The organism is Streptomyces sp. NPDC042364, from assembly GCF_056437585.1.
In genome coordinates this window covers 1-12232 of the sequence record NZ_JBWKAJ010000033.1, presented here as the reverse complement: position 1 = coordinate 12232, position 12232 = coordinate 1, and the positions used below count along the sequence as shown (strand labels likewise).

Annotated in this window: 12 protein-coding genes; 5 read left to right on the top strand and 7 right to left on the bottom strand. The window is 73.0% G+C overall.

What is annotated here, in order from left to right; all coding sequences use genetic code 11:
* The first annotated feature begins 269 nt into the window (after positions 1 to 269).
* From AC067N_RS36935 to AC067N_RS36915, 5 genes are all read left to right on the top strand, one after another.
* Entirely contained in the window at positions 270 to 1112 is an 843-nt protein-coding gene (locus AC067N_RS36935; RefSeq protein WP_478683332.1) for a UbiA family prenyltransferase, read from the top strand.
* A 193-nt stretch (positions 1113 to 1305) separates the two neighbouring features.
* Entirely contained in the window at positions 1306 to 2397 is a 1092-nt protein-coding gene (locus AC067N_RS36930; protein WP_478683331.1) for a type III polyketide synthase, read from the top strand.
* Positions 2394 to 2912 carry an isoprenylcysteine carboxyl methyltransferase family protein gene (locus AC067N_RS36925; RefSeq protein WP_478683330.1) on the top strand — a complete coding sequence of 173 codons (519 nt, stop codon included), beginning with the start codon at positions 2394 to 2396 and terminating at the stop codon, positions 2910 to 2912. The genes AC067N_RS36930 and AC067N_RS36925 overlap by 4 nt, the downstream gene beginning before the upstream one ends.
* 10 nt (positions 2913 to 2922) lie before the next feature.
* Complete coding sequence (locus AC067N_RS36920) at positions 2923 to 3975, top strand: NAD(P)/FAD-dependent oxidoreductase (RefSeq protein ID WP_478683329.1); 1053 nt, start codon at positions 2923 to 2925, stop codon at positions 3973 to 3975.
* A 282-nt stretch (positions 3976 to 4257) separates the two neighbouring features.
* Positions 4258 to 5157 (top strand): universal stress protein, encoded by a 900-nt coding sequence (locus tag AC067N_RS36915; RefSeq protein WP_478683328.1) that lies wholly within the window; start codon positions 4258 to 4260, stop codon positions 5155 to 5157.
* Positions 5158 to 5406: 249 nt separating this feature from the next.
* Here the strand turns inward: AC067N_RS36915 and AC067N_RS36910 are convergent, their stop codons facing one another.
* From AC067N_RS36910 to AC067N_RS36880, 7 genes are read right to left on the bottom strand one after another with little or no spacing between them, the layout of a single operon-like run.
* Positions 5407 to 6222: a histidinol-phosphatase gene (locus tag AC067N_RS36910; RefSeq protein WP_478683327.1), complete on the bottom strand. Its 816-nt coding sequence runs from the start codon at positions 6220 to 6222 to the stop codon at positions 5407 to 5409.
* A 4-nt stretch (positions 6223 to 6226) separates the two neighbouring features.
* Positions 6227 to 7015 (bottom strand): SDR family NAD(P)-dependent oxidoreductase, encoded by a 789-nt coding sequence (locus tag AC067N_RS36905; RefSeq protein ID WP_478683326.1) that lies wholly within the window; start codon positions 7013 to 7015, stop codon positions 6227 to 6229.
* Positions 7012 to 8031 (bottom strand): hypothetical protein, encoded by a 1020-nt coding sequence (locus tag AC067N_RS36900; RefSeq protein WP_478683325.1) that lies wholly within the window; start codon positions 8029 to 8031, stop codon positions 7012 to 7014. Before AC067N_RS36900 ends, AC067N_RS36905 begins: the two co-directional genes overlap by 4 nt.
* Positions 8028 to 9218 (bottom strand): methionine adenosyltransferase, encoded by a 1191-nt coding sequence (locus tag AC067N_RS36895; protein WP_478683324.1) that lies wholly within the window; start codon positions 9216 to 9218, stop codon positions 8028 to 8030. The genes AC067N_RS36900 and AC067N_RS36895 overlap by 4 nt, the downstream gene beginning before the upstream one ends.
* 44 nt (positions 9219 to 9262) lie before the next feature.
* A complete protein-coding gene (locus AC067N_RS36890; RefSeq protein ID WP_478683323.1) occupies positions 9263 to 10279 on the bottom strand; it encodes an NAD-dependent epimerase/dehydratase family protein in 1017 nt (338 codons plus the stop codon).
* Positions 10276 to 10722: a type II toxin-antitoxin system RatA family toxin gene (locus AC067N_RS36885; protein WP_478683322.1), complete on the bottom strand. Its 447-nt coding sequence runs from the start codon at positions 10720 to 10722 to the stop codon at positions 10276 to 10278. The genes AC067N_RS36890 and AC067N_RS36885 overlap by 4 nt, the downstream gene beginning before the upstream one ends.
* Before the next feature lie 43 nt (positions 10723 to 10765).
* The gene (locus AC067N_RS36880; RefSeq protein WP_478683321.1) at positions 10766 to 11935 is read right to left on the bottom strand and encodes an acyl-CoA dehydrogenase family protein; all 1170 of its coding nucleotides are present in this window, start codon (positions 11933 to 11935) and stop codon (positions 10766 to 10768) included.
* Positions 11936 to 12232 lie beyond the last annotated feature (297 nt).

Below are 12232 nucleotides of genomic sequence, written 5' to 3'. Positions count from 1 at the left end.
TAGACCCATTCTGCGGCCTCGTCCTCCGCGGCGGAAACGGCGGCGGCATGGCCGTCGGGGCGTCCGCCGAATGCCGGAGTGCCTCGTGTGAGCGGGCGGGTGACGTGGCAGCGATCCTGTATGCCCCTGGTGTGCTCGGTGAAAGGCCGTGGCCCGTGCGTGCCGGCCCTCGGACCCGTCCCGACGTCCGTGCCGCACCCGCGCACGCTCCACGGCACGACGAGTGCCCACGGTGTCGCGAGCCGTCATGGCCCGACGGAGGTGCGGCGATGCCCGTGACCGCCCGCGCGGTCCCGGCGCGACCCGGATCGCCGTGCGTGCCCGCGCTGCTCGTCGCCGCCCATGGCGGGCCCGCTCTCGCGGTCACCGCCGTCACGGCTCTGCTCGCGCTGCGCGCCGACCTGCAGCCACTCGACGCCGTCGCGGTCACCGCGGCGGTGTTCGCCGGCCAGCTCACCATCGGCTGGGGGAACGACCTGCTGGACCTCCGTCGCGACCGCGCCGTCGGGCGCACCGACAAGCCGCTGGCCACCGGAGCCCTCCACGTCGGCGGGGTGGTGCCGGCACTGGTAGTGGCGGCATTCGCCTGCCTCGTGCTGTCCGCGCCGGCCGGCTGGCGCAGCGCGCTGGTCAACGCCACCCTCGCCACCGGCGCGGGCCACGCCTACAACCTCGGGCTCAAGGCGACCGCGTGGTCCTGGGTGCCGTACGCCTGCGCCTTCGGGTCGCTGCCCTCGGTCGTCTCCCTCGCCTCCCCCGCCGGGGGCTGGGCACCGCTGTGGATGACCGGCGTCGGCGCCGCCCTCGGTGTCGGGGCTCACCTGCTCAACACGCTGCCCGACCTGGCCGACGACGAACGTACCGGCGTCCGCGGCCTTCCGCACCGGATCGGTGAACGGCGCTCACGCGTCCTTGCCGCCGTGCTGCTGTCCGCCGCCTCGCCGGTCGCCGTGCTCGGCCCCGCTGGGACGCCCCCGAGCTGGGCGTGGGCGGTTCTCGCGCTGGTGGCGGTCCTGACCCTGCTCACCCTGACCGCCCGCGGCCGTACCCCCTTCCGGGCCGGGGCCGCCATCGCCCTGCTCGACGTCGCCCTGCTCGTGGCGGCCGGCTGATGAGGCACTCGGCCGGCCACTTCGGCCTCCCGGTGACAGGGTCCCGCTCGCCCGGTTCCGGCCCGGACGCGGGCCGGAACCGGCTCCGTCGTCCTCGGCCTCCCCTCGGCCGGCTCGCCCCGCCCTTCACGCCCGGAGGCGGTCGGGCACTCGCAACCCCCACCCTCTCGACCAGCCGGCCAGAGGAGCCATCATGACCATGCGCATCGTCAGCGTCCGCGGCACCCTGCCCGAACACCGCCACCGGCAGGAGGACATCACCGAGTTGGTCACCACGACCATGCTGGTCGAGGAGACGGCCCGACACGGCATCGTGGAACGGATGCACCGCAACGTGTGCGTCGAGACCCGGCACACCGTGCTCCCGCTGGAGGAGTACGCCCGGCTCGAGGACTTCGGCCAGTCGAACGACGTCTTCATCCGGGCGGGCGTCGAACTCGGCGCTCGCGCGGTCGTGGACGCGCTCAAGGGCGTCGGCCTCACACCCGCCGACGTCGACTACATCGTCTCGTGCACGGTGACCGGACTGGCCGTCCCCTCGCTGGAGGCCCGCGTCGCGGCCGAGATCGGGCTGCGCCCCGATGTGGTGCGCCTGCCCCTCGTCGGCCTGGGCTGCGTGGCGGGCGCGGCCGGTGTCGCCCGCCTGCACGACCTGCTGCGCGGCCGCCCGGACGGGGTCGCGGTGCTGATGTCGGTCGAACTGTGCTCGCTCACCCTTCAGCGCACCGACACCTCGACCGCCAATCTCGTGGCCGGTGGCCTGTTCGGGGACGGCGCCGCGGCCGTGGTCGCCGTCGGCGCCGAGCACCCGCTCGCCCAGTGCGACGACCCGGCCCGTCCCGAGGTCCTCGCGTCGCGCAGCCGCCTCTACCCCGACTCGGAGCGCATGATGGGCTGGGACGTGGGCTCCGGCGGCCTGAAGATCGTGCTCGACCCCTCCGTTCCCGACCTGGTGCGGCGGCACGTGGGCGAAGACGTCCGCGGATTCCTCGCCGACCAGGGTCTGACCCGCGACGACCTCGGCTGGTACGTGGCGCACCCCGGCGGCCCCAAGGTCCTGGAAGCGCTGCAGGAAGCCCTCGGGGTCGAGCGGGACGCCCTGGGAATGACCTGGGACTCACTGCGCCGGATCGGCAACCTGTCCTCCTCCTCGGTGCTGCACGTCCTGGCGGACACGCTCGCCGAGCGTCCGCCGCCACCCGGCTCCCACGGGCTGATGCTGGCCATGGGGCCGGGCTTCTGTTCCGAGCTGGTGCTGTTGCGCGCTCCGGGTGGTGGGCGGTGAGCAGCGAGGTCCTGTTCACCCTGCTGGTCCTGGCCGTCGGACTGGAGCGGGCGGTCGAACTGGTCGTGTCCCGGCGCAACGCCGCGCTCAGTCTCGCGCGGGGCGGCGTGGAGGCCGGGCGGGGGCACTACCCGTTCATGGTGGTCCTGCACACGGGCCTGCTCGCCGGGGCGCTCGTGGAGGTGTGGCTGCGCCGGCCGGACGCGGTGGCGGTCCTCGCCTGGACCATGCTCGCCCTCGTCACGGCCGCGCAGGGGCTGCGCTGGTGGTGCATCGCCACCCTGGGGCGGCAGTGGAACACCCGGGTGATCGTCGTCCCGGGCGCCGCACGCGTGTCGGGCGGCCCCTACCGCTGGATTCCGCATCCCAACTACGTCGCCGTCGTCGCGGAAGGGCTCGCGCTCCCCCTGGTGCACTCGGCCTGGGTCACGGCGGTCGCCTTCACCGCGCTGAACGGGTTCCTGCTCGCCACCCGCATCCGCACCGAGGACGCCGCCCTGGCCCAACTGACCTGAAGGAGACCCCATGGACCTGCTCGTCGTCGGCGGGGGTCCGGCAGGGCTGGCCACGGCCCTGCACGCGGCCCGAGCCGGACTGGACGTCGCCGTGTGGGAACGACGCCCCGGCACGGTCGACAAGGCCTGCGGCGAGGGGCTGATGCCCGGTGCCGTCGCCGCGCTGGCGGCGCTCGGCGTGCACCCGCCCGGTCACGGCCTGCGCGGCATCCGCTATGTGGCCGGACGGCGGCGGATCCACGCCGACTTCGCGGCGGGCCCCGGCCGGGGGGTCCGCCGCACGGCACTGCACGCGGCGCTGCGCGAGGCGGTGCTCTCCGCGGGCGTACGGATCGATCAGCGCACCGCACACCGCGTCGAGCAGGACGAGGACGGTGTGCTGGTCGACGGCACCCGTGCCGCCCACCTCGTCGCGGCGGACGGACTGCATTCGCCGGTCCGCCGGGCCCTGGGCCTCGACCGGCCGCACCGGGCCCGCACGCGGCACGGGTTGCGGCGCCACTACGAGCTCGCCCCGTGGAGCGACCACGTCGAGGTGCACTGGGCCCCCGACGCGGAGGCCTACGTCACCCCGGTGGCCGACGGCCTCGTCGGCGTCGCGGTGCTCACCGCCACCCGCGGATCCTTCGACGACCACCTCGCCGCCTTCCCCGAACTGCGGGAGCGGCTGGTGGCGGCGGGGCACGCCGGACCGGTACGCGGGGCGGGCCCGCTTCGCCAGGACACGAGCGCGCGCACCGCCGGCCGCGTGCTGCTCGTCGGCGATGCCGCCGGCTACGTCGACGCGCTGACCGGTGAGGGCATCGCGCTGGCGCTGGCGCAGGCACCGGCCGCCGTCCGGGCCGTCGTGGCAGGTGACCTGGCGGGCTATGAGCGGGAGTGGCTCCGGCTCACACGGCGCTACCGGTGGCTGACCCACGCCCTCCTCGGCGCGACACGGGTGCCGCCGGTTCGTGCGGCGCTGGTTCCCCTGGCTCGGCGGATGCCGTGGCTGTTCGCCGCTGCCGTCGACGCGCTGGCCCGCCCGGCGGGGAGGCATCGGACGAACCTGCCGAGTGGATAGCGACGCGCACCGCCCGGCCTGCCGGGCCACGACACGGCGGGGGTGGCGAAGGACCGAGCGGTCCACCGGACGGGCGGCTTCCCATGAGGGCTCGCCGTGACGGCCCGGGGCTGTCCGGGAGGCGACATGGCCACGAGCGCCCGCCACGGTCGACGGGACGCGCGCCGCCGCCCGTTCGATGCCGAATGCCCGTTCGGGACGGCCATCACGGCCCGTGGCGGCTCGTGCGGCCGTGCGGCCGTGCGGCCGGAGGGAACCTGAGGACACGGAAGCGGAGGAGCGATGAGCGGTTTGGGTGTGAGCGGTTTGGTCGTGGTGGGAGCGGACGGCTCGGCATCGAGCCTTGCCGCGGTGGAGACGGCGGCCAGGGAGGCCCGGTGGCGTGGGTCGGGGCTGCGGGTCGTGCACGCGCTCATGTGGCCGGCCCTGCACGTGCCCTTGGTACCGCCTCCTCCCGGCCCGGAGGAGGGTGTGCTGACCCTGGCCGAACCGATCGTCGCCGAGGCGGAGGAGCGGGCCAGGGCGGTGGAGCCGGACCTGGACGTCTCCCACGCCGTGGTGACGGGGGAACCCCTGACGGTGTTGGTGGCACAGTCGAGGGAGGCGGATCTCGTGGTCGTCGGATCGCGGGGCATGGGTGGCTTCGCCGGGCTCGTGGCGGGGTCGACGGCAGTGCACCTGGCGGCTCACAGCCGGTGTCCGGTGCTGGTCGTGCGGGAGCACGGCGAGAGCCAGGGGCCCGTCGTGCTGGGGGTCGACGGTTCCTCGGCGGGGGCGAGGGCGGTCGAATTCGCTTTCGCCGAGGCGACGCTGAGCGGTGCCGAACTCGTGGCCCTGCACTCCTGGACCACCTGGAACACGCTGATGCCTCCCTCGGTGCACACCGCGATGCAGCACGCCGACGAGTCGGGAGGACCGGCGGCGAGCGCGGAGCGTCTGCTCTCCGAGGCACTCGCCGGCCATCAGGAGAGGCACCCGAGCGTGAAGGTGCGGCACGAGGTCGTGCACGGAGGGGCTCGTGAGGCGCTGATCGAGGCGAGCCGCAGGGCCCGGCTGGTGGTGGTCGGCGGTCGCGGCCGCGGCGGCTTCTCGGGCCTGCTGCTGGGTTCGGTGAGCCAGGCAGTGCTGCACCACGCCCACTGTCCGGTGGCGGTGGTCCGAGGGGAGACCGGGAGCGGCTGAGCCGGTTCGGGGCCGGCCCGACGGGTTGCGCCCCGGGAGCGCGCAGGGCCCGCCGGGCCGCGCTCGCGCGTCAACGACGCGACGCGACACGGCGGTACGCCGCTCCGCCGCTCGCCCGCTCAACCGCTCAACCGCTCAACCGCTCAACCGCGAAAGCACTCGGGGCGCCCGAAGCACAGGGCGCACGTGCCGGTTGGCTGTGGTGCCTCCGGGGCGGGGCGTCGCGTGAGCGGGCCGCCTTCGGCGGTGTCAGGCCAGCGGGACCGTGCGGGCGGTGCCCCGGCGGAACACCGTCCAGGTGCGGTAGCCGATGTCGTGCAGGACACGGACCACGTCCGGGTACTGGTCGCAGACGCGCTCGGGTACGTGCGCGTCGGAGGCGAAGGTGACGGGCACGCCGAAGTGGTGCGCCCGCTCCAGGAGGTCGTGCTCCGGGTACCAGCCGCCGTGCATCTTCGTACCGCCCGATGTGTTGATCTCCATGACGGCGCCGGAGTCCCGGATCGCCCGGAGCATCTCGTCGGCCGCGGCGGGCGCGGGGACGGTGCCGAGCTTCGGATGGTTGCCCTTCAGAGCGTCCACGTGTCCCATCACCTGGAACAGGCCGGACCGCGCGCACTCGGCCACGGCACGGAAGTACCGCCCCTTGACCGCCGCCAGCTCCCGCTCGCTGTCCTCGACGGTCTCCCAGCGGGTGGTGTCGAAGATGTCGCGGCCTTCGAACATGTGGACAGAGCCGATCACGTAGTCCAGCGGGTACCGGCTCAGCGCCTTCGTGTACGGGTCCATCCGGCCCCGGAAGAAGTCCGCCTCCGTGGAGACGAGGATCTCGATGCTGCGGGCGAACTCCTCCTTCAGCGCCAGCGCTTCGGCGATGTAGGACGGGAACTCCGACTTCGGCATGGCCACCGGGGGCAGCGCGTGATCCGCCTCCTCCGCGAACATGGGGGTGTGGTCGGACAGGCCGAGGACCTTGACCCCCTTGTCGAGGGCCGTGGTGACGTAGTCGCGCAGCGAACCGTCGGCGTGCCCGCACCGGTTGTGGTGGGTGTGCAGGTCGATCACTGGATCACACCGCCAGGTAGCCGCCGTCGACGGCGAGATCGGTGCCGGTGATGAAGCTCGCCTCACCGGAGAGCAGGAACGCGATCGGCGCCGCGACCTCCTCGGGGTCGGCGAAGCGCTTCAGCAGGAACTTGCCGCCGTGTTCGGGCGCGGCCTCGGCCGTCGCCCGGTCCAGGCCCAGCGCCTCGCGGTGGAACCGCTCGTTGTTGGCGTTCCACACCGTGCCCGGGCTGACCGAGTTGACGCGGATGCCGCGGGGGGCGAGTTCCTCGGCGGTGCACCGGGTGAAGCCGAGCACGGCCGCCTTGCCCGTGTTGTAGGTCAGGTAGCCGCTCTGCGAGATGTGCGCCGATATCGACGCCATGTTGACGATGGCCGCGTCGGCGTCGCGGTCGGGGAGGCCCGCGACGAACTCCCGGGTGACCAGCGAGAGCCCGACGATGGTCGGGTCGAGCGCGGCGTGCCAGTCCTCGGCGGTCGCTTCCAGGCCCTTGAAGACGAACCCGGCGGCCAGGTTGACCAGCAGCGTCGGCCGTGGCCAGCCCTCCGGGAGGCCGGCGAGGGCGGCCGTTACGGCGGCGGCGTCGGTGACGTCGCCCACGGCGAGCCTGACCTCGTAGCCCTCGGCGGTCCATTTCCCGACCGCGTCCCGGCCGTGCTCCTCGCTCTTGTCGTAGACCAGCACCCGGCAGCCTTCCGAGCACAGCCGCTCGACCACCGCGGCGCCGATGCCCTGTGCGCCGCCGGTCACCATCGCGGTGCGTCCGGCGAGTCCACGTGCCCCGCTCCTCATCGCGCCAACTCCTTCTCGGTGGTCGTCGTCCCGGCGGTGATCCACCGCCCGACGAGGCGGACGACCTCGTCGCGGTCCAGGTTCTCGGTGGCCCCGTGCGGGGACAGCGTCCGCCCGGGGCCGTCGGTGACGTCGGGGTCCGCGGCGAGCGCGGCCGCCGCCCGCGGGTCCAGGCCCGCACGGGCCAGGGTCCGCCCCAGGGAGGTACTGCCCAGGCCGTCGCCGTCCTTGGCGGCGAAGTACCGCCAGTTCTGGAACATGCCCTCCAGGTGCCCGGCGGACAGGTGCACGGCGTTGCGCCCCTCGGAGAGGTCGACTCCGTGCTCGCGGGCGAGGGCTCCGAGGGTGCCGCGCAGTGAGCCGGAGCGGGCGCGCAACGGGTGCAGGTCGCCGAGGACCTCCTCGCGCAGTTCCGCCACGGGGCGCTCGCTGTGGCACTCCAGCAGGCCGACCAGAGCGTCGGGCGTCCGGTAGCCCTGGTCCAGGGCGGGCAGAAAGCCGTTGAGCACGGTCACGGGCCGGTCGTTCACCTCGGTGACGGAGGCGTACGAACCGGAGCCCAGCTTGTGGATGCCCGCGCGGCGGCAGCGCTCTTCGAGGGCACGCGGGGACAGGTCGCCGCAGGCCATCGCCACATAGGCCGCGAGGACGTCGCGTACGCCCGTGCGTTCGCGCAGGTCGTCCAGTGAGCTACGCGCACCGGAGGTCAGCGCGGTGGTGCCGTCGGCGGCCACCCGGTGCAGGCGGGGGTAGTGCAGCAGCAGGTCGCCGCGGGCGGCGAAGTCCGCGGCCGTCAGCACGGCGCAGCGCAGCACGGTCACGCCCTGACGGCCGAGGGCTCCGACCGTTTCCGCGAGCATGTCCGCCGCCAGCGGGGCGGTCATCACCTCCGGTTTGACGACCACGGCGGCGTGGCTGCCGCTCTCGGGCGCCGGCACGGGCGGCCGGCCGCTGTCGGCGCGGCGTCGGGTGTCCCGCGCCGTGGCCGACAGCGCGCGTGCCGAGTCCGGGGTCACCACAGGGTGATGCCCGTTTCGATCAGTTCCGCCGTCAGGTCGCCGTAACCCGCGACCGTCTTCTCCACCAGTTCCCTGAGGCTGGTCTCGTCCGCTTCGGGCGAGGTGACGACGACCTCGTCGGGGCTCTCCAGCGGGGCTTCCTTGGAGGTGAAGATGTGCACCTGGGAGGGGCCGCCGAACTGCTCGTGGACCTGCCGGGCCAGGCGCATGGCCATCACGTTGTAGATCTTGCCGGTGTGGTCGAGCGGGTTCTTGCCGGCGGGCGCCTCGATGCTCATCGGGCGCATCGGGGTGATGAGGCCGTTGACCCGGTTGCCGCGCCCGACGACGCCCACGTCACCGGTGTCGGCCACGGAGCCGAGGGCGGTGAGGTAGGGGCGGCCGTTGCGGTCGGTGGCGTTCATCAGCATGCGGAAGTCCCGCAGGCCGAGCGAGGTGACGTACTCCTCCAGCTCCTGCTGGATGGTGGCCTTGCGGGCCCGGTACTGGTCCATCGTCGTGATGTCGGCCGCGAGGAACGGCATGTTGACGACGAGGCTGAAGGCGTCGTGTCGCCGGCTGCCGAAGACCTTGACGTCCCAGCCGGTGTCGGCGTGGCGCTTCTTGAAGTCGGCGCCGTTGATGAGGTTCTCCAGCCCGAGCACCGCGGTCTCCAGGCGCGACAGCGGGGCGTAGCCGTGCAGCAGGTTGGTGTCGTTGGAGACGAGACCGGCGGAGCGCAGCGGCACCAGGTCGTCGGGGGACGCCGGCTGGTAGCGGGAGACGCCGCGTCCGGAGCCCTGGTGGTCGACGATGCCCAGCTCGATCACCAGATGGCGCTCGGGGTCGAAGCCGGTGGTGACCTCGCGGAGGACGTCGGCGGCGGCCCGGAACATGATGTCGTGCACCGGTATCTCGTCCGTGCCGACGCGGTAGGCGCCCTTGCCGAAGACCTTGACGCGGTACGGGGAGGTGATCTCGCCGCGGCCGAAGTCGACGTCCGCGCCGCCGCCGTACAGCGTGACCTTGTCGAACCAGTGGTGTGCGACGCCCCCGAACTCCTTGAGGCAGTACTGGGAGTAGTAGCGGGACATGCGCTCGGCCATGGCGTCGCACATGGTGTCGGGGTGTCCCACGCCCTTGCGCTCGACGAGTTCGTACGGGAGGTCCTCGACGGTGCGGGAGTCTCTTTCGATCGACAGCATGGCCATCTCTTCCTGGGTGACGGGGGGTGGGGAACGGGGAGCGGTCAGGCGCGCCAGGGGCGCGGGACGCGGCGGGCGGAGCTCGGGTGGGTCTGCGCCCAGCGCCGGATCGACCGGTACAGCACGTCCCGTGTGTCGGGGACCTGGTGGGTGACGTCGAACGGGTCGGTCACCGACAGGTAGCCCTGGTAGGCGCGGAAGGCGGTCACCTTCAGCAGTTGCGCCCGGTCCAGGTACTCCTCGGCGAAGGGCAGGTAGAAGCGGTTCCACTGCTGGGGCGTCACGTACGGCAGCCGGTCCAGCGGGGGTACGTCGTGCTCGGACCGCCAGGCGTTGAGGGCCTCCAGGACGGTGTCGAAGGCCTCGTCGACGCGTTGGGCGCCGTCGCCGCGGCCGAGGACGGAGAGCCGGTGCCCGCGGGGCGGGCCGGAGGCGAGCAGTCGGGTCACGTGGTCGGCGACGTCGTCGGTGCTGACCATGTCGAGGAGGCCCTTCTCCTCGGCGACGAGCGCGGGCACGGCTCCGCTGCACATCGACGCGGGCAGCCAGAAGAAGCCGCTGTAGCGGTCGATCGCGCCGTCCGCCCTGGCGCCCATGACGATCGGGAAGCGCACGATGTCGGCGCTGTCCCGCTCGGCGTGGACGATGCGTTCGGCATGCGCCTTGGACCACTCGTAGGAGTTGCGGTAGGCGTCCCGGGAGGGCGAGGAGATGTCGCCCTGGAGTCCCGTCACGAAGGACGAGGACAGGTGGACGAGGTGGGTGTCGGGGCCTGCCAGGGCGAGCACCGCGCGCAGCGGGGCGACGTTGGCGTCCTCGGCGTCCTCGTCCGGGAGGTTCCAGCGGGTGTCGGCCGCGCAGTGCACGACGGCGTCCCAGGGGTGCCGCAGTTCCCGCGGCACCTCCTGCGCGCCGATGTGCCAGGCGGAGAGCTCCGGGGTCCCGCCGCCGCGTCGGCTGACCCCGTGCGGTGTGTGGCCGGCCGCCCGCAGCGCGCGCATGACCGCGCTGCCCACGGCTCCGGTGGCACCCGTGACCAGGATTCGGGGCGGCGTGGTCACGAGACCGCCGTGATCCGCCGCTCGATGGCCCGCAGCATGTGCTCGGCGTTCTCCCGCAGTGCCTTGGTGGCGACCGGGTTGAGCATGTCGGCGAGGAGCGGGATGCCTATCTCGAAGTCGACGCTGAAGGTGACGACCGAGGTGCCGTCACCGGTGTCCTCGACCCTCCAGTACCCGGTGAACAGGTCCAGGTCCCCGGACACCTGGTCGAAGGACATGACCCTTGTGTCGTGGTCGAGGGTGTCCGTCTCGACCCATTCCAGGACCGAGCCCTTCAGCAGGACCGACCACTCGCTGGTGCGGACCCCGGTGTCGCTCTCGCCGATCACGGTGACCGACTCGACGTTCTCCATGTAGGCGGCGTAGTCCTCGAGGCGGGTGACGGCTGTCCACGCCTCGGCCACCGGGGCGTTGATCGGCAGGTTGACCTCGACATGCGGCATGGTGGTGTGTCTCCTTGTGTGGTGCCCGCGAGCGGGACGGGGGTCAGTCGGCCGGGTCGAAGGTGATCTCGCGCCCCGTGCAGAAGCTGCCGACGACCTCGTCGCAGACCAGGAGGGACGGCGGGTGGTGATGGGCGGCGAGCGAGTCGAGCGCGAGCCCGGCCGCCTCCTGCCCGCGACCGTAGAGACGGCTGCCGACGACGGGGGTGAGGGCGGACAGCACCCGGTCGCGGGTGTCGCTGAGGGTGGCGCGCAGGGCCACCGCGGCGGCCATGGCCGCCTCGTCGCCGAGGGTGCCCGTGTCGATGTCCGCGGCGAGCTGGCGGCAGGCTCCGCCGAGGGTCAGCAGTTCGCGGGTGGCACGGCCGAGCAGCGCGGTGCGCGGTCCGAAGCGCCCGGAGACGCTCAGTCCGTGGTACGCCGTGTCCAGCAGTCCGCTGAGGACACCGTGGTAGGTGGCGGTCAGCAGCACCGAGAACCAGGCCATGCCGGCGGTGACGTTCTCGTCGATGACGTCGGCGGGACCGCGGTGGAAGACGAGCCGGTCGTCGACCTCGACGTCACGCAGCACCAGCCGGGCTGTGTCCGACTCCCGCATGCCGAGCGAGGGCCATTCGCCCTCCGCGTCCAGACCCGGTGAGGAGCTCGGGATCAGGGCGAGGATGGTCTCGTCGGTGTCGGTGACGCGGGCGGTCAGACAGACCAGGGTGGCGGTCGTGGCCAGTGAGCAGGGGTACTTCACGCCGCTGACGCGGTAGCCCTTCTCGGTCTGGACGGCCTCGGACGTGCTGGTCATGAAGTTGGGGCTGCCGCCGGGCTCGGCGAACGCGGAGGCCACGAGGGCGCCGGAGCGCGCGATGCCCTCCAGCAGCATCCATGTGGTGTCGCGGTGCCGCTTCCAGTAGTCGGTCATCAGGCCGACGGTGAAGGCGTGCATGTTCAGGGCGACCGCCGCGGAGGGGTCGATCCGGCCGAGCGCGCGCTGCGCGGCTGCCACCTCGGCCAGGTTCGCGCCGGCGCCGCCGAAGTCCTCGGGAATCGGCAGCGCGGCGTACCCGCCGGCGGCGAGCTCCCGGATGCGTTCGGGGCCGGTGGCTCCCTCGCGGGGCGGGGCGGGCGTCCACGCCGTGCTCCACCCCGCGTCCAACAGTTCCCGGTGCGGCGGTAAGCCGTCCCCGGGGTTTCCTGGCGCCTGTGCGGCAGCCGTCCCCATGGTTCTCCCTTCGCCCGTCACGGACCGCCCGGCCCGGCCCTCCGGGTGTCCGGGGCGTTGTGACGGCTTGACTCTAGGCAGCGCGGACCACTGGATTCAGTGGGTGTTTCTTTGTGCGGAACACGAGATCGCGACGGCCGGGTTCCACCGGCCTGCCACCGGTTCGGCCACTGGTTGGGCCACCGGTTTCGGTCAGACGTTTCGGATGCTCCTATGGATGTCAAGCCGCAGGAGCGAGGTCGGTTTGCGTGATTGGTTCGGTTGGTGTGCTGGTGAGAGCGCGGTAGATCTCGCGGG

Coding starts and splice junctions, on each gene's coding strand:
- AC067N_RS36915 (WP_478683328.1), top strand. CDS start 4,258: ATGAGCGGTTTGGGTGTGAGCGGTTTGGTCGTGGTGGGAGCGGACGGC.
- AC067N_RS36880 (WP_478683321.1), bottom strand. CDS start 11,935: ATGGGGACGGCTGCCGCACAGGCGCCAGGAAACCCCGGGGACGGCTTA.
- AC067N_RS36935 (WP_478683332.1), top strand. CDS start 270: ATGCCCGTGACCGCCCGCGCGGTCCCGGCGCGACCCGGATCGCCGTGC.
- AC067N_RS36885 (WP_478683322.1), bottom strand. CDS start 10,722: ATGCCGCATGTCGAGGTCAACCTGCCGATCAACGCCCCGGTGGCCGAG.
- AC067N_RS36930 (WP_478683331.1), top strand. CDS start 1,306: ATGACCATGCGCATCGTCAGCGTCCGCGGCACCCTGCCCGAACACCGC.
- AC067N_RS36905 (WP_478683326.1), bottom strand. CDS start 7,015: ATGAGGAGCGGGGCACGTGGACTCGCCGGACGCACCGCGATGGTGACC.
- AC067N_RS36920 (WP_478683329.1), top strand. CDS start 2,923: ATGGACCTGCTCGTCGTCGGCGGGGGTCCGGCAGGGCTGGCCACGGCC.
- AC067N_RS36895 (WP_478683324.1), bottom strand. CDS start 9,218: ATGCTGTCGATCGAAAGAGACTCCCGCACCGTCGAGGACCTCCCGTAC.